Origin of the sequence: Anabaena catenula FACHB-362 (assembly GCF_014698735.1) — a bacterium.
GTDB lineage: Bacteria > Cyanobacteriota > Cyanobacteriia > Cyanobacteriales > Nostocaceae > Anabaena > Anabaena variabilis_A.
In genome coordinates this window covers 17,151-33,262 of record NZ_JACJTQ010000054.1, presented here as the reverse complement: position 1 = coordinate 33,262, position 16,112 = coordinate 17,151, and the positions used below count along the sequence as shown (strand labels likewise).

12 protein-coding genes and 1 pseudogene are annotated in these 16,112 nt (G+C 39.4%); 8 read left to right on the top strand and 5 right to left on the bottom strand.

The genetic code is table 11. From position 1 onward, the window contains the following. From H6G68_RS23370 to H6G68_RS23350, 5 genes and pseudogenes are all read left to right on the top strand, one after another. Positions 1-153: pseudogene (locus H6G68_RS23370) on the top strand (photosystem II D2 protein (photosystem q(a) protein)); the annotation flags it as partial. Between the two features lie 1,586 nt (positions 154-1,739). Further along, positions 1,740-3,449 carry an iron uptake porin gene (locus tag H6G68_RS23365; protein WP_190908792.1) on the top strand — a complete coding sequence of 570 codons (1,710 nt, stop codon included), beginning with the start codon at positions 1,740-1,742 and terminating at the stop codon, positions 3,447-3,449. Positions 3,450-3,690: 241 nt separating this feature from the next. After that, complete coding sequence (locus tag H6G68_RS23360) at positions 3,691-4,131, top strand: RrF2 family transcriptional regulator (protein ID WP_127052233.1); 441 nt, start codon at positions 3,691-3,693, stop codon at positions 4,129-4,131. Positions 4,132-4,148: 17 nt separating this feature from the next. Beyond that, positions 4,149-5,111, top strand: coding sequence for a cysteine synthase A (gene cysK, locus H6G68_RS23355; RefSeq protein WP_190908791.1), 963 nt, complete (start codon positions 4,149-4,151; stop codon positions 5,109-5,111). Positions 5,112-5,170: 59 nt separating this feature from the next. After that, positions 5,171-5,860, top strand: coding sequence for a J domain-containing protein (locus H6G68_RS23350; RefSeq protein ID WP_190908790.1), 690 nt, complete (start codon positions 5,171-5,173; stop codon positions 5,858-5,860). On the opposite strand, the gene H6G68_RS23345 is transcribed toward H6G68_RS23350, so the two are convergent. Both H6G68_RS23345 and H6G68_RS23340 read right to left on the bottom strand, forming a co-directional pair. Further along, on the bottom strand, positions 5,817-6,098 hold the full coding sequence (locus H6G68_RS23345) for a hypothetical protein (protein ID WP_190908789.1): 282 nt from the start codon (positions 6,096-6,098) through the stop codon (positions 5,817-5,819). The two genes, H6G68_RS23350 and H6G68_RS23345, sit on opposite strands and share 44 nt — an antisense overlap. 213 nt (positions 6,099-6,311) lie before the next feature. After that, on the bottom strand, positions 6,312-7,418 hold the full coding sequence (locus H6G68_RS23340; protein ID WP_190908788.1) for an SMEK domain-containing protein: 1,107 nt from the start codon (positions 7,416-7,418) through the stop codon (positions 6,312-6,314). A 232-nt stretch (positions 7,419-7,650) separates the two neighbouring features. Between H6G68_RS23340 and H6G68_RS23335 the strand changes: the two genes are divergently transcribed. Then, the gene (locus H6G68_RS23335) at positions 7,651-8,523 is read left to right on the top strand and encodes a 6-carboxytetrahydropterin synthase (RefSeq protein WP_190908787.1); all 873 of its coding nucleotides are present in this window, start codon (positions 7,651-7,653) and stop codon (positions 8,521-8,523) included. A 189-nt stretch (positions 8,524-8,712) separates the two neighbouring features. Here the strand turns inward: H6G68_RS23335 and H6G68_RS23330 are convergent, their stop codons facing one another. Next, positions 8,713-9,690: a PrsW family glutamic-type intramembrane protease gene (locus H6G68_RS23330; RefSeq protein WP_190908786.1), complete on the bottom strand. Its 978-nt coding sequence runs from the start codon at positions 9,688-9,690 to the stop codon at positions 8,713-8,715. Further along, positions 9,683-10,603, bottom strand: coding sequence for a class I SAM-dependent methyltransferase (locus H6G68_RS23325; RefSeq protein ID WP_190908785.1), 921 nt, complete (start codon positions 10,601-10,603; stop codon positions 9,683-9,685). The genes H6G68_RS23330 and H6G68_RS23325 overlap by 8 nt, the downstream gene beginning before the upstream one ends. A gap of 181 nt (positions 10,604-10,784) precedes the next feature. Between H6G68_RS23325 and mscL the strand changes: the two genes are divergently transcribed. Beyond that, complete coding sequence (gene mscL, locus H6G68_RS23320; protein ID WP_190908784.1) at positions 10,785-11,216, top strand: large conductance mechanosensitive channel protein MscL; 432 nt, start codon at positions 10,785-10,787, stop codon at positions 11,214-11,216. On the opposite strand, the gene H6G68_RS23315 is transcribed toward mscL, so the two are convergent. After that, on the bottom strand, positions 11,213-12,883 hold the full coding sequence (locus H6G68_RS23315; RefSeq protein WP_190908783.1) for a DUF3352 domain-containing protein: 1,671 nt from the start codon (positions 12,881-12,883) through the stop codon (positions 11,213-11,215). The genes mscL and H6G68_RS23315 overlap by 4 nt on opposite strands. 520 nt (positions 12,884-13,403) lie before the next feature. Between H6G68_RS23315 and H6G68_RS23310 the strand changes: the two genes are divergently transcribed. Beyond that, positions 13,404-15,980 (top strand): M1 family metallopeptidase, encoded by a 2,577-nt coding sequence (locus H6G68_RS23310; RefSeq protein ID WP_190908782.1) that lies wholly within the window; start codon positions 13,404-13,406, stop codon positions 15,978-15,980. The last annotated feature ends 132 nt before the right edge of the window (positions 15,981-16,112 follow it).

Here is a 16,112-nt window from a genome sequence, read left to right as displayed (position 1 = left end):
TTACGGGCAGCAGAAGACCCAGAGTTTGAAACTTTCTATACCAAAAACATTTTGCTGAACGAGGGTATCCGCGCTTGGATGGCTCCTCAAGATCAACCCCACGAACAATTTGTATTCCCTGAAGAAGTATTACCACGTGGTAATGCTCTCTAATTCCATGATGAATTAACTAACCCTTTTAATATTCATCACTTTTAATTTATCCTCCACCAATTGGTGGGGGGTTTTTTTATAAAAATATATTTTCTATTGCCAAGCCAATTGGATGTGTTATAGTAATTCAAGGTTACAAACCCAGAGTTTTTCGCTCTGCCTTTTTGAAATTAAGACCGATTAGGCAACAAGGAGGTGATGCCCATGATAGAAAGTAGTATAACCATGGGTCATCAGGTTGCAGTTAGCCGGCTGTGCGCCGGGGCTGTTCTCTAGAAGTTAGTCTTAGTTATCCTGAGATACTAAGTTAGCTCGATTTACTAGGCAAGCTTGGAGTTCCTTCCGGCAGTCTGGTTGCAACCTGAAGACCCGCTAGACCGCCCTAAGTTAGATCTTCTGATTTAACTTAGGGCGGATAGTTTTTTATTGGTAACTTTTGGTGTATGGACCAACTTAGAGATTTTAGATTTGTTTCACGTAGCGTGCTTCTCGCGGAGCGAGTATAAGTTTAGGTGATTGTAACCCTGTTTGAATTTTAAATTTTGAATCTTCAATTCCATTATCCAAAATTTAAAATATAAAATTCGTTGATCAGAAGTCAACATAATTCGTAATTGATAATAATGCCGACCGCAGGCTACCGCCAACGTAATTCGTAGTTACAATCAATAGGGGCTTGAACCCACCACTGATTGAAGACCACCAAATCTTTCATTTGGTGGGGGCTTGTACCCTCTTTAATTACGTATCCCTAGCGGGACCGCAGGAAATATTACGAATTATGAATTAGTAATTATTTGGTCAGGAGTCAGGAGTAAAACCTCCTGGATACTTGATTTTTGGTTGAAAATTTTTACTTCATTTACAAGCCCCTTCGGGGCGGGAAGAAGGAATAGGGAAGAGGGAACAGAAAAGAGAATTAGCCCCGAAGCAAGGTTTAAAGCCGAACTTCGTAGCGGAACGAAGTTCGCCCCTTGTGGGCGAAAAAATCCTTATTTCCCAAGGCAGGTAGAAACCCCGCCCCTTGAGGGCGGCTTAGTTTTCCCTGTTGCCCGTTGCCTGTTTCCTATTCCCTTTCATCTGCAATCTACTGTATTAAAGCAATGTTCTATAGCAATTTATAGTTTGTTATGTATCGTTTTAGGTTGATATGAGGCAGGTTCCGGTAGCAAAGTTATTCAATCAACCAATTTAAGTTCGTCAAGTAAGTTTGGCGGAACCTTCTGAGTCAACCAAACATCTTTCATATATGGAGGTCTCTGCCAACAAAGTCATAACTACACATGATGTAGAAAGATTTTAAGCCAACGGGAGTCATTCCCGATTTGACAATTGTTTAATAGATTAAGCTTATCTTGCTCATCAGACTTAGATATACTATAATAGCAACCTATGGCTAAAGGTTTTTACATAAGTTAATTACATCAATATTTAACGATTCGTTAATCAGTTATTAGCTTTGTAAAAACTAGAATTGTAGTAATGGCAGCTATGCCTTATCCACAGGTTTCAGCAAGATGTCAAATTTCTGAGAAGTAGGACAACTACAACAGCTATCTATATAAGGTGTGAGGAGTAAAAGAAAGATGTCTAATCTCTTGTGGAAATCCCTGGTAGTAAGCCCAGCAGTATTGGGTGCAACGTTGTTACTTTCAGGAACAGCGATGGCTACACCTGCCGCTGGCAACGCGGCTCCAAATGCTACCACTGAAGTATTAACACTAGAAACACAAGCCGCAACAGAAGTTGTTAAACAGCCTAAAATATTGGCTCAAGCAACCAAAGATGCTCAAGTTTTAGATCAAGTTAAACGCTACAGTAACGAAGGTCAAAATTTACAGTCTCAAGTAACATCAGTTTCTCAGTTTTCCGATGTTCAACCCACTGACTGGGCATTCCAAGCCTTGCAGTCATTGGTTGAGCGCTATGGTTGTATAGCTGGTTATCCCAATGGTACATATCGGGGTAATCGTGCTTTAACCCGTTATGAATTTGCTGCTGGTTTAAATGCTTGTTTAGATCGGGTGAATGAATTGATTGCCACAGCAACAGCTGACATGGTGACAAAACAGGATCTAGCAACATTACAGCGCTTGCAAGAAGAATTTTCTGCTGAATTGGCAACTCTACGCGGTCGTGTAGATGCTTTAGAAGCACGCACTGCTGAATTGGAAGCTAATCAGTTCTCTACTACCACCAAGTTGCAAGGTGAAGCTATTTTTGCTTACACTGACTCTTCCATAGCTAATGAAAATGGAGTTTTTCAAGATAGAGTACGTTTGAACCTGCAAAGCAGCTTTACGGGTAGAGATATGTTGACCACCCGTTTAACTGCGGGTAATTCAATAGGTTTGAGCTTAAACACTGGTGGCGGTGCAGAAGGTAAACAAACCTTTGAAGTTGGCAGCACTGGTAATAACAATGTTGAAATTGACCGACTAACCTATGAAGCTCCTATTGGACCAGCGCAGGTCTACATAGCAGCTAGTGGTGGTCAACATAGTCATTATGCAGCCGTTAACAACCCCTACTTCTTTGATCGAACTGATGGTGGTAACGGTGCTTTAACAACCTTTGCTTCTGAAAACCCCATCTATCGGATTGGTGGTGGTTCAGGTATTGCACTTAATGTGCCTTTTGGTCAAGGTGGCGGTATGCTCAAACCAAGTTCACTAACTGTGGGTTACTTGGCTTCTGAAGCTAATAACCCTGCTGCTGGTTCTGGTTTGTTTGATGGTAATTATGCCGCTTTAGGTCAGTTGAACTTTAATGTGGGTAATCGCATTGCTTTAGCTGCTACCTATGTGCATAGTTACAATGGTGCAGGTAGTACCCTGTTTGACTCAGGACTTGATAATGGTGCTGTCGTAGGTACATCACTATCTAACAATCTCAGCAGCAACAGCGCATCTTCTAGCAACTCCTACGGGCTTTCCGCAGCTTTCAGACCTAGCGACAAGCTGTCTATCAGTGGTTTCGTTTCATATCACGATGTCACAGGCTTCAGTACTGGTGATGACTATGAAGCGTGGAGCTATGGAGTTGGTATAGCACTACCTGACTTTGGTAAGAAAGGTAACGTCCTGGGTATTTTTGGTGGCGCTCAACCCTATTCCTTTAACAATAGTGGTAATAACTCGTCTGATACTCCTTACCAAGTTGAAGGTTTCTACAAGTATCGCGTCTCCGATAACATTTCTGTTACTCCTGGCGTAATTTGGGTAACATCTCCCGGACAAAGTAGCAACAACGATGATGCCTTTATTGGTACTCTGAGAACAACTTTCACCTTCTAGAAGGTTGATATTTGTTGACAATCTTGAAACTTATTTTTTCCCGCCACATGGCGGGTTTTTTATTTTGGGTAGGAAAAAATAACAAACCCCAGTGGTGAACCGGAGTATACTAGGAGAAGGGTGAAGCGTGTTTGTGTAGGGTTTCTCAGAAAAGTCTACAATTTTGAATTTGAAATTTTGAATTGTTTACCCTTCATCCTTCAGCTTTCATCATTTATCCTTTATTCTTAAATTGCTGCTTGTGGAACTATCTTGTAAATCAGAATACGCAATTCTTGCCTTATTAGAAATGGCAATTCATTACGAAAGCGGCGAACCAATGCAAATTCGACAAATTGCCGCACAACAAAATATACCTGATCGATATTTGGAACAGCTGTTAGCTACCTTACGGCGTGGAGGTATAGTAAAAAGTCTACGGGGTTCAAAAGGCGGCTATTTTTTGGCGCGAGAACCTTGGAAAATTAGCGTTTTAGATATATTGGAATGTTTAGAAGGATTAGATATGCGTCCTGGAGAGGAAGATACTAATAACCCCAAAAGTACGGATAGTTCGATTGTGGACGAAATTTGGCTAGAAGCTCGTCAGGCAGCAAATTCAGTTCTGCAAAAACATTCGCTTCAGGATCTTTGTGAAAAGCGAAATGCAAGGCGGCAATTAGATATCATGTACTACATTTAAAGAAAGAAAAATTGATTATGCGGATAGCTCAGAATATTACAGAACTAATTGGACGGACACCTTTAGTACAGTTAAACCGCATTCCCCAAGCAGAAGGATGTGTAGCGCAAATTGTGCTGAAATTAGAAAGTATGAATCCCTCTTCTTCAGTCAAAGACAGAATTGGGTTGAGTATGATTAGTGCTGCTGAGGAGGAAGGACTGATTACTCCTGGGAAAACTATATTGGTAGAGCCGACATCTGGAAATACAGGAATTGCTTTGGCAATGACAGCGGCTGCTAAAGGGTATAGATTAATTTTGACTATGCCGGAGACTATGAGTGCCGAGCGACGGGCAATGTTGCGGGCTTATGGTGCTGAATTGGAACTCACACCAGGGATTGAGGGGATGAGTGGGGCAATTCGCAGAGCGCAAGAAATTGTGGATAGAACCCCTTATGCCTATATGTTGCAACAGTTCCGCAATCCCGCTAATGCCAAAATACATCGGCAAACCACAGCAGAGGAAATCTGGGAAGATACTGACGGTAAGGTAGATATGATTGTGGCTGGGGTGGGTACAGGTGGTACGATTACTGGTGTGGCTGAGGTGATGAAGGCACGCAAACCAAGTTTTCAAGCGATCGCTGTAGAACCAGCTAATAGCCCAGTGTTATCGGGCGGTAAACCTGGTCCACACAAGGTTCAAGGCATTGGGGCTGGGTTTATTCCCCAAGTGTTAAAAGTAGAATTGATTGATGAAGTAATTACAGTTACGGATGAAGAAGCGATCGCTTATAGTCGGCGTTTAGCTAGAGAAGAAGGACTATTATCTGGAATTTCCAGCGGTGCTGCACTCTGTGCTGCTATTCGTGTCGCTCAACGTCCTGAAAATCAGGGACGCTTAATAGTCATGATTCAACCGAGTTTTGGCGAGAGATATTTAAGTACACCATTGTTCCAAGATTTAGAAGCAAAAGTTGCAAGTAGTATCAGCTAACGATACGTTAGATTAAATCAGTTAACCAATAACTGATGATTGATAACTGTTAACTGATCATGGTCGATTCTAACCACTACGAAACCCTAAAAGTTAATTCCAAAGCCAGCCAAGCGGAGATTAAACAAGCTTATCGCCGCTTGGTTAAGCTTTTTCATCCTGATACTCATCAGAAGACAGCAAATAATGAGCAAATTATTCTCATTAATGCGGCTTATGAAGTTTTAGGCGACACCCAAAATCGCCAGCACTACGACCAAAAACTGCGGCATAATTCTCAAAAATCAAGTATTCCTAAGCCAAAGCGCAATTCTGAGCAGAAACCTTATCAAACAACGAGGCCAACGGGAAGAGATGCTGATGAACAAGTCGAAGAATGGTTGCGCCGAGTTTATAAACCAGTAAATCGGATACTTTGTAGCATTCTCAGTTCTCTAGAAGAACAACTTGAGGAATTAGCCGCAGATCCTTTTGATGATGAATTGTTAGACGAATTTCAGGATTATTTAGAATCTTGTCGAGAAGATTTGAAGGAAGCTCAAATTAGGTTTCGTTCTTTGCCGAATCCTGCTACTTTCGCAGCAGCAGCAGCGCACCTCTATTATTGTTTGAGTCAAGTTGCAGATGGAATAGAAGAGTTGGCGTATTTTCCGTTAAGTTACGATGATCGCTATTTGCACACAGGTAAAGAATTATTTAGGATAGCTAAAAGATTGCAGCGTGAAGCGCAAGAATCGGTGAGTAAATAGTATAAACCGCGTCAAAGCCGATTCTTCCCGCCCAAATGGGCGCATCAGCCTGTTTAGTTTGTAATTTGCGACTTGTAATTATTAAATCATCACCAATTTTATATTCACCAGTTTCGACATTAATTGAAATAATTTTGCCAATGTTTTCTGCTGTCTCTACTAGAGTGCGGATGCTTTTTTCATAAAGTTCTCTACCACGTTTGGTAATTTCTTCACCACTGAGTTTAGGGTAAGACATAGGCTGAATTTGCAAGTTAAATTTATGAGACTTCTACGCTTATTCTAAGACAGAAGCTAGAATTATTAGTTAATCTCTATAGTGCTGAAATAATTTTTAATTTAATAAACCACGAAGACGCGAAGAGCGCGAAGTAAGAAGAAAAGAAGATTAGTAATTTTATAGATTAGAAGGGAGTAGTCAAATTATTTTAGGGTTAAACTAAAGCACGAATTAAAAATCACTAAAATTGAGATTTACTATAGGTTTTTGATAACCAATATTGTTTTTTTCTACAAAATCCATAAAATCTGGGATAAAACTTTCAATATAAATAAAACTTTTATAATCACCCGGAATATGGATACGATAGAAAGATTCAGTCAACCCTATATGATACTCCCCATAAATAGGAACAGGCTCATCCCAAGATAGAAATTCATGCTTTTTAAGCAATCTAATTTCTCCATCAATATCACTATATCTACAAATTCTTCTTAGTCTATCTTCATTGAAACGGCAATAGGATCGACTACCGCCTTCTTCAGAATTTTCATCCCTCCTTTCAAGAAGAAACGCATAAAATTCTCGTGTTATGCGAGGTAATTTTGCAAGTTCCTTAGCTAAAAAATCAAACGCCTGTTTTATATCATCAAATGTGTAATAATCATCTGCTTCTAATCCTTCATTCTTTAATTTATTTATGTGATATTCATAATAAACTTTAAGTTGATTTTCATTAAATTTAGGTTTTGCTATTGCCTCAATATAATTTTTAATATTTGTAGCAAATTCACCTTCTTGATTTGGTATCTCTAACTCTATTTTCACCCTGACGACTTCTTGTTTTATATACTTATGAATAGATTGTAAAGTATCGAGAGGAAGTTCAATAGCTTTTTTACAAAGCGTGTTTATATCCCAAATATTTTCATCTTTAAAATTGAATTTTCCCCATAGTTCTTTGTCCTCAGTGTAACTATTTTGTTTGTAACCAATTATTAGTATATAAATCTCATCGTATTCTTTTATTTTTTTATCCAAAACAGTCTTCAAAACAGTCTTCAGAGTATGATTAATCTTAGTAGATGTTTTTTCTGAAGCAATTTGAAATGCTATGCCTTTTAAAGAATTACCTAAATCTAATCCAGGTGCGTTGCTTCTTTCAATATTGAGATTTTCCAAGCGTATATCAAGCAGTATATTCAATATTTCTTTAAAGAAATCCTCAAGATATTTATTTAGGTCTGTTAAGCCTAGTTTGCATCTGTTATCAACTTGATTAGCAATATTTGCTAGTTCATCTATTATTTCACCTATAAAATAACCTCTAGTAATCACGTATTGCTCCTCACTCTTATTTACAAAGTCAATAAATAATTTTACGGTTGTTTTAACTCTAACAGATATCCTTAATGTATTGTTACATACAAGGTTAAGCTATCTACTTAGATGATTATTATACGGAAATCCTATGAATATACCCCATTTTACCGACCACTGATAACCAAATTGGTTTACACTGATAACAGTGAAAGATTAAGAAATTTTAAGCTCTGTTCCCAGTGTAATCATGCAATGTATTGTAAATCGCCGCGCTCAGTTTTCGGCAAGTCATCGGTATTGGTTGCCAGAACTGAGTGAAAACGAAAATGTTGAAAAATTTGGTCTTTGCTCGAAATTTCCCGGTCACGGACATAACTATGTTTTATTTATTTCCCTCGCTGGGGAATTAGATGAGTATGGTATGGTGCTGAACTTGTCTGATGTAAAACAAGTAATTAAGCGGGAAGTTACTAGTCAACTAGATTTTTCTTATCTCAATGATGTGTGGACAGAATTTCAACAAACTCTCCCCACCACAGAAAATATTGCGCGGGTGATTTGGGAACGTCTCGCACCCCACTTACCTTTAGTCCGCGTGCAGTTATTTGAACATCCTGAACTTTGGGCAGATTATATGGGCAATGGCATGGAAGCATACTTAAGTATTAGCACTCACTTTAGCGCGGCGCACAGACTCGCTCATCCTGACTTGAGTTTAGAAGAGAATACAGAGATTTATGGTAAATGCGCTCGTGTGAATGGACATGGACATAACTACCATTTAGAAGTCACTGTGAAAGGAGAAATTGATCCTCGCACGGGTATGACTGTAGATTTAGGTGCGTTAAATCAAGTGATTGAAGATTATGTACTACAACCATTTGATCACACTTTCTTAAACAAAGATATTGCTTTCTTTGCCAAAGTTGTGCCTACTGCTGAGAATATCGCATTATATATTAGTAACGTATTGCGATCGCCTATTCAAGAGCTAGGAGCCAAGCTTTACAAGGTTAAACTCATCGAAAGCCCCAATAATTCCTGCGAAATTTACGCTGCTGATACAGAATCAACATCTGTTAGTGCAGCAATAAGTCAACCAGTATTGGCGAGAGTTTAGGATTTTTAACCGCAGATGAACGCAGATAAAAACAGATATAAGTGGCGTTGCTGATTAAGAGTATGATTTTGTTTCACGCAGAGGCGCAGAGTCACAGAGAGTAAGAGTTTGAAATCTTTGATTTTTCAATTTCATACTTCAATTCAGCAACGCCATATAAGTTTTGTCTGTATTTATTTGTATCTGCGGTTATAATTTTATAAAAAATCGACGACGGGCTAAATATCGTAAATAGCGATAAATTAACCAAGACAAAAGTCCTAACAAAACATTGAGCAATGTTTGTTTAAGTATCCACGATAAAATATCAGCCTGAAATAAAAGCTCTAACCTTAAAGGACTAAGTTTTCTGGCTAAAATAAACAAACCAAAAATAGCATTTCCACCTAATAACAGAATAAACAATATCAAAGTTCTTTGCCAATAACGAGCTAAGGGTGTGTAACCAGAAATTAAAGTAATAGCACGTCTCCCCTGTACTTTTCGCCATAGTTGTTCTAATCGCCAAAACATCCACAACAGTAAGGGAAATAAACCATAGCCCAGGAAGTTGATTGGCTGTGGAAACCCCCAAACGCGGGATAAAACATTGACTAAAGCATGAAACAATACGGAATTTAGCCAAGCTTTACCAATTAATTGACTATCTCGATTTAACCGTCTTGTGGAGGAAATATATATTCCCAAGGCATACCCCCAAGGAGCGGAGAACATAGCATGAACTGGCGTACCAATACTACGTTCTAAAATTGATGATGTACCGTGAGATAAATAAATCCAATTTTCTTCAGCCGTGAATCCCAGAGCTACCGCTATGGTAAATATAAAAACAGTCTTAGCTCGCAAGTGATACCTGCGTTGCAGATAGCAGATGGCTAAAACAACTGCTGCTAACTTACAGCCTTCTTCAATGGGTGCTATTTCCAATATCTGCCGCAAAGCAACACCCAATATGGAACGCTGTATCTGTTGCCAGTCTACAACTGAGTTCAGCCCATTTTCTACAGCCCATTCTAAGCCGAGAGCAGCAAAACCAGATATAGCGCCAATAATAAACAAAATTAGCAAATTTAAGGGAGGTGGGGCAGCATGAGTTCTGCGGTAGTAAAACCACAAAAACAGCAGCGGTGGAATGACTGCCCATAGTAGTAGAGAGAAATTAGCCACTCACCTGAGCAATTACAGTCCGGTGACGGGGACTGTTGCTAGTAATATTTGGAGTTTGGAAACCTGCCTCTACTAAAGCTTTTTCAATATCTAAGCTGAAATATTCATCTAAATAAGGTTCGGTACTTTTGAGCAGAGTTAGAATATATGTTGGCATTTTCTTGTAAATTTCCGATTTGGGGTTCATGTCCATAATTGCCAAATGCCCACCTGGACGCAAAACACGCTTTGCTTCTGCAAAAATATTATGAGTTGCTGACTGCGGTAATTCATGACACATGAGAAAAATGGAAACTAAATCAAATGATTGATCTGGTAATCCTGTAGATTCGGCAGCACCATGAACCCAGTTAATTTTAGCTTGACGTTGTTCGGCGCGATAGTTAGCAACTGCTAAAAAATAAGGAGATAAGTCTAAACCGGTAATTTTGGCTTGGGGATAAACTGCCTGTAAAGCAAAAGTACTCATGCCCACACTACAACCCAAATCTAAAATGTCTTTTGGTGGTTGGGAAATGGAACTAGCGACGATGTTATGGTAACTTTGGCGTAGTTTCTCATCACCTTGGGCTTCGGTATCTTGCCAAATCTTAGCGTGGACAGCATGAGCAGCAGATTCTACTTCAAATGCAGCTTGCCAACTGAGATTTCCCTTTTCGTAAGCGTGGAATGAGGTGACGTAATAGTCTGGGTAGGTTAGCTGAGAATTTTGGACTTGAGCTAAATCAGTTGCCCAATCACGTGCTTGCAGTTTCTCTACCTCTTTTGTCCAAAACACGCCAATTTTTTCAGCGCGTTTAATCATCATTTGTCGGGCTTGGTGTTTGGCAAGATTAGCTAAAGGCTTAATTGAGAGAATGCCATTCACCAAGCGGGAAGCTAAGTCAGGAGTGGTTGTGACAGTAGCAGTCATAAATCAATTTCTATTTAATAGACGGGTCTTTTTAACTTATGACATATTTTTTGGACGTGAGTCTAGAAGAAGATTTACTTCTACAGTCAGAGTCTTTCTCATCTGACTGGCATAGGAAAACCAGTTTCAATGATTTATAGAATTGGATTCTACCCCTTTTCTGATGCTACCTAAAGCCTTTATGGCAAAAATAAATCGCAGAGCTAGAAGCTTGATCAACGATTTTCGAGAATTTGCCCTGAAAGGCAATGTCGTTGATTTAGCGATCGCATTTATTATTGGTGGAGCTTTTGGCAAAATTGTCACCTCTTTTGTGGAGGATGTGATCATGCCATTGATTAACCCTCTGGTGGCTTTACCTGGTCAAGACTGGAGAACAATTAGCATTGGGCCAGGAATTGCCCTCGGTAGGTTTTTCGGCTCCATAGTTGACTTTCTCATTATTGCTTTTGTCTTATTTGTGACTATTCAAGCATTACAAAAATTCAAAAGGCAAGAACAGATTGCTACCCAAGCTCCACCACCAGATCCTAATGTTGCAGCGCAAGAAAGACTGACTGAGGCACTAAACCATCTGACGCAGACTTTAGCAACTCGAAATCCTCAACTTTAGTTGGAGTTACTGCGCTTGAGAGACAACAACATCTCCATTTGACTGGTTGATTTATCGGGGCTATTCACAGTCACACCAAGACCACGAATGGAAGATAAGATAGCAGTAGCTTCCGGGGGAAGGGGTTGACCTTGTGTGGCAATACGAGTGATTAAGGTAGTGGTGCTGTCCATATCTAGATAGAAATAGCCACCGTTGGGTTTCTGTAAAGAACCAGTTACGGTTTTAAATGTATCGCTATTATCAAGGGCTTGACCTTTTTTATCTGCTATTGCTTCACCAACTGGACCACCAATAGCGAAAAATACGGTGTCTTGATCTAGCCACCCATGTGCCACTAAAGCGCCTTGTTGGGGTATTTGCCACTCGGTGATATTTTTACCACCTATGCTTTTTTGGGCAACGTTGAGGGATTGCTTTTTGGCTAAATCATCTAGTTTGGTGAAAGTTGCTTCTGCTGTTTTGCGATCGCTTGTATCAAATACAAAAGCCCCTCCAAAACCAACATTTGCTAACCAACCTTGACTAGATTTCACAGCACCCAAGGCAAATTCTCCGTTCATCCAACTAAAAATATCTTTATCTAAATCAATATTGGCAAATTGCTTCAGCTGTCCGCGAGCTTGTTCAACTCCTTGCTTCAATTCAGGATAATCTTTTGACTGTTCTAAAAAGGTTTGCCAACTACGATTAATATTCTGTCCACTGACTAAAGCAAAGGTATCACTAGGAAATTGTCCAACTATCTGAGCAGGAGTGGTTTGATACTGAAATTTGTTCAGTTGTGGATCTAAATTTACTACTGTTTTTAACCGCAGTCCCCCATCATCAACACCAATACCTGCTACTACAGATTTTACTTGCTTGAGTTGCATTAAAGTTTGTGGAGGTAATGCCCTAGCCTGGGGATTTAATACTGTTAATTGCTGTATTGTATTAGCGTAATCAGGCAGATAAATCTGAGCAAGGCTGTTTTTAACATCTACACCTTTGTCCAAAATGCTGCTTACACCTTCTTTACTGGCAAAAGAAGCTTCACCTTTATAGGTGTCAATAGCTTTTTCCACTGCTTGTCTTTCTGGTGCTAAGAGTATATGGCTATTATTCAAAACCACCGTATATGTCGATTTACCCTTGTTTTGAGTGGCAATAATTTTTTCACCTTTGTAGTCTGATTCCTGAACTTGAAGGTCTTTCTGCCCCTTCAACTTGTTAGCAAAATTTAAAGCGTTGAGTTTGTCCTTTATCCCTACTACCAACAGTAAACTTGGCTCCTGCGGTGGTTGGAGAGGTGGATTTGATTGACTAGGTGTAGGGGGACCAGGTGGTAAGACAGCAATCATCACACCACCTATCCAAGGTTGTATGTCTGTTTCGTAAGAAATGTTACTATTATTGAGTAGTTGTTTATTGATATCTCCTAGACTTTTTGCCAATAGCTGTTGCGCTTGTGGAGTGCCAAACTGCTGTAACTTCTGCCAAGATTGTGTGTCAGTATTGATATAAGTTGCCATTAAGGCATTGGATGGTACGACTTTAGCGCTGCCCAAAGGACTGGAGCTATCTCCAGAGGGAGCTTTTAAATACATATAGGCAGCTAGACCACCTACCACGACTATAGCAGTACCAATAGCAGGAACTAAAAATTTTGATTTACTTTCAGGCATTGTTATTATCCTCTTTTGATCAAATTATGATCAGGTATTTACAACAGTAATCGTCGGATTTTTGGATTTTTATCACTAATTTCCACTAATTTAGCGGGTATTTACTGATAAAATTAGTATTTCTACACAATACTAATTTGTAGTGACTCTAAAAAAGACTTCACTAGAGTGAGGAGTGAATCCGCAAATGGTATTTTAGTTGATCTCAAAAAAATAGTCAGATGATCTCAAAAAAATAGTCAGACTCTCAGCCACAAGTTAATCTACGCTAGAGGAATAATAGTATTTGTACTCAATGAAAATAGATGACGGTGTGGTATAAGAGACTCTTCGATGATGTAAAACTGAAAAATATCAGATGACATCAAGAGATAGAGACTTGGGAGCAAAATGAGAAGATTGATTCAAATCATCCCATCCCAAAGAAAAATCCTGATCAAATAATCATGTTGATTGGGGATATGCGCGTGCAATCGCTATTTGTATGAAAGTTTCAGGATTACAAGGTCAGTAATAATCAATGTTGCAGTCTTATTTTGATACCGAGAATAACGGACATAAATCTTTTGAGTTACCAGGGGCTAAACCACACTACAACCCCGATAGACCCGGACAAGTAGAGCATATTTTTCTAGACCTAAATTTGGATATTCCGCACCAAAGTTACTACGGTAATTGTAGCATTCGTCTATTGCCAATCCGCAATAATATTGAGCGTTTGACCTTGGATGCTGTAAACCTGAATATCCAATCTGTGCAGGTAGACGAAGTAATACAGAAGTTTGAATATGACGGAGAAAAGCTTTCTATTCAACTTTCTCAACCAACTCAGATAGGTAATAGATTATTAATTGCGATCGCTTACTCAGTAGAAAAACCCCAACGGGGGATTTACTTTATTCAACCAGACAAACACTACCCGCATAAGCCTACCCAAGTCTGGACTCAGGGAGAAGACGAAGACTCTCGGTATTGGTTTCCCTGCTTTGACTATCCAGGACAGCTATCAACTTCAGAAATTCGTGTCCGTGTCCCCAAACACCTCATTGCAATTTCCAACGGTGAACTGATTGATACAGCAGTTGATGGTGATGACAAAATCTACCATTGGTCACAGCAGCAAGTTCATCCTACTTACTTAATGACATTAGCAGTAGGTAACTTTGCAGAAATTCGGGATGAGTGGAAAGGTAAACCTGTTACCTACTATGTCGAAAAAGAACGGGAAGCAGATGCTAAACGTAGCATGGGTAAAACTCCCCGCATGATCGAATTTTTGAGCGAAAAGTATGGTTATTCCTATGCTTTCCCCAAATATGCCCAAGTTTGTGTAGATGACTTCATTTTTGGAGGGATGGAAAACACCTCAACCACCCTGTTAACTGATCGATGTTTACTAGATGAACGTGCAGTATTAGATAACCGCAACACAGAAAGCTTAGTTGTCCATGAACTAGCACATCAATGGTTTGGGGATTTAGTAGTAATTAAACATTGGTCTCATGCTTGGATTAAGGAAGGAATGGCTTCCTATTCTGAAGTCATGTGGACAGAACATGAATATGGTGAGCAAGATGCAGCATATTATCGCTTATTAGAAGCACGTAGTTACTTAAGCGAAGATAGCAGTCGCTACCGTCGGCCAATGGTAACTCATGTTTACCGAGAAGCAATTGAACTTTATGATCGACACATTTACGAAAAAGGATCTTGTGTTTATCACATGATTCGCTCAGAATTGGGAGATGAATTATTTTGGCAAGCCATTAAAATATTTGTTCAAGATAATGCTCACAAAACTGTAGAAACAGTAGACTTACTAAGGTCAATTGAAAAAGCAACTGGACATAATCTCACTTTCCTTTTTGACCAGTATGTTTATCGTGGTGGTCATCCCGATTTTAAAGTTGCTTACTCTTGGGATGGTGATGCTAATTTAGCCAAGGTGACTGTTACTCAAACCCAAGCAAGTGATGACAATAAGAATTTGTTTGATCTGCGAATTCCTATTGGTTTTGGTTATACTCAGCCAGAATCAGCACTTAAAACTTTCACCGTGCGCGTGAATGAACGAGAACAAAGTTTCTATTTTCCATTAACAGAAAAGCCAGATTTTATCAGCTTTGATGTGGGCAATAATTACCTGAAAACTGTAGCTTTAGAATATCCAGTCCCGGAACTAAAAGCACAGTTACAATTTGATCCTAATCCTGTTTCTCGCATCTATGCAGCCGCAGCTTTGGCTAAAACAGGCGCATTAGAAGCTACTAAAGCACTATCAGCAGCTTTACAAAATGATCCGTTTTGGGGTGTGCGGGTAGAAGTGGCTAAACAATTAGCAGAAATTAAATTAGATCAAGCCTTTGATGGTTTAGTTTCTGGTTTGCAAGATCCAAGTCCTTATGTCCGCCGTGCTGTGATAGAGTCTCTATCTCAAATCAAAACCCATACAAGTTATAAAGCTGTTAAAGGTTTTGTTCAAGATGGTGATGCCAGTTACTATGTGGAAGCTGCTGCTTGTCGGACTATTGGGGCAATAGCGGCTGCTAATTTGGAAGATAAACCCCACGAAGAAAAAGTCATCAAGCTACTGAAAACTGTTTTAGAAGAAAAAGCAGGTTGGAATGAAGTTGTACGCAGTGGTGCAATTGCTGGTTTAGCAGAATTTAAAACCTCCGAAGCTGCTTTGAATTTGCTGATTGAATACACTAAACTCGGCATTTCCCAACCGTTACGTCTAACAACAATTCGCAATTTAGGCAAAATTTCTGTTGGTCAAACTCCTACTAATATAGAACGGATTTTAGATCGATTAGCAGAAATAGCTAGAGAGACTTTCTTTTTAACCCAAATGGCAGTAGTTTCAGCATTGGGACAAATGGAAACCCCGAAAGCGATGGGTATTTTACAATCTTTAGCCAATCAAACAGCAGATGGACGAGTGCGTCGTTATGCTGAGGAGGAAGTTACCAAAGTCCAAAAAAATATTGGCCCAGAAAAAAGCTTGCGTCAAATGCGTGAAGAACTAAACCAACTCAAACAACAAAATCAGGAACTAAAAAGCCGCTTGGAAACTTTGGAAGCAAAATCAAAGTAGCGTTAATTAAAAGTAACCAAATTTTAGATTTTGGGTTGAATAATTCAAAATCTAAAATCTCATAGGGTTATTAGGTCTTAATGAAAAGATTAAGTAAGAGAGTTTAGCGCAACTTCACAAAGAAACGGTACT

What these genes read in the sequence shown, in the direction of transcription:
- H6G68_RS23310 (WP_190908782.1), top strand. Translation starts at nt 13,404, where the DNA reads ATGTTGCAGTCTTATTTTGATACCGAGAATAACGGACATAAATCTTTT.
- mscL (WP_190908784.1), top strand. Translation starts at nt 10,785, where the DNA reads ATGGCAAAAATAAATCGCAGAGCTAGAAGCTTGATCAACGATTTTCGA.
- H6G68_RS23350 (WP_190908790.1), top strand. Translation starts at nt 5,171, where the DNA reads ATGGTCGATTCTAACCACTACGAAACCCTAAAAGTTAATTCCAAAGCC.
- H6G68_RS23325 (WP_190908785.1), bottom strand. Translation starts at nt 10,603, where the DNA reads ATGACTGCTACTGTCACAACCACTCCTGACTTAGCTTCCCGCTTGGTG.
- H6G68_RS23345 (WP_190908789.1), bottom strand. Translation starts at nt 6,098, where the DNA reads ATGTCTTACCCTAAACTCAGTGGTGAAGAAATTACCAAACGTGGTAGA.
- H6G68_RS23315 (WP_190908783.1), bottom strand. Translation starts at nt 12,883, where the DNA reads ATGCCTGAAAGTAAATCAAAATTTTTAGTTCCTGCTATTGGTACTGCT.
- cysK (WP_190908791.1), top strand. Translation starts at nt 4,149, where the DNA reads ATGCGGATAGCTCAGAATATTACAGAACTAATTGGACGGACACCTTTA.
- H6G68_RS23365 (WP_190908792.1), top strand. Translation starts at nt 1,740, where the DNA reads ATGTCTAATCTCTTGTGGAAATCCCTGGTAGTAAGCCCAGCAGTATTG.
- H6G68_RS23335 (WP_190908787.1), top strand. Translation starts at nt 7,651, where the DNA reads ATGCAATGTATTGTAAATCGCCGCGCTCAGTTTTCGGCAAGTCATCGG.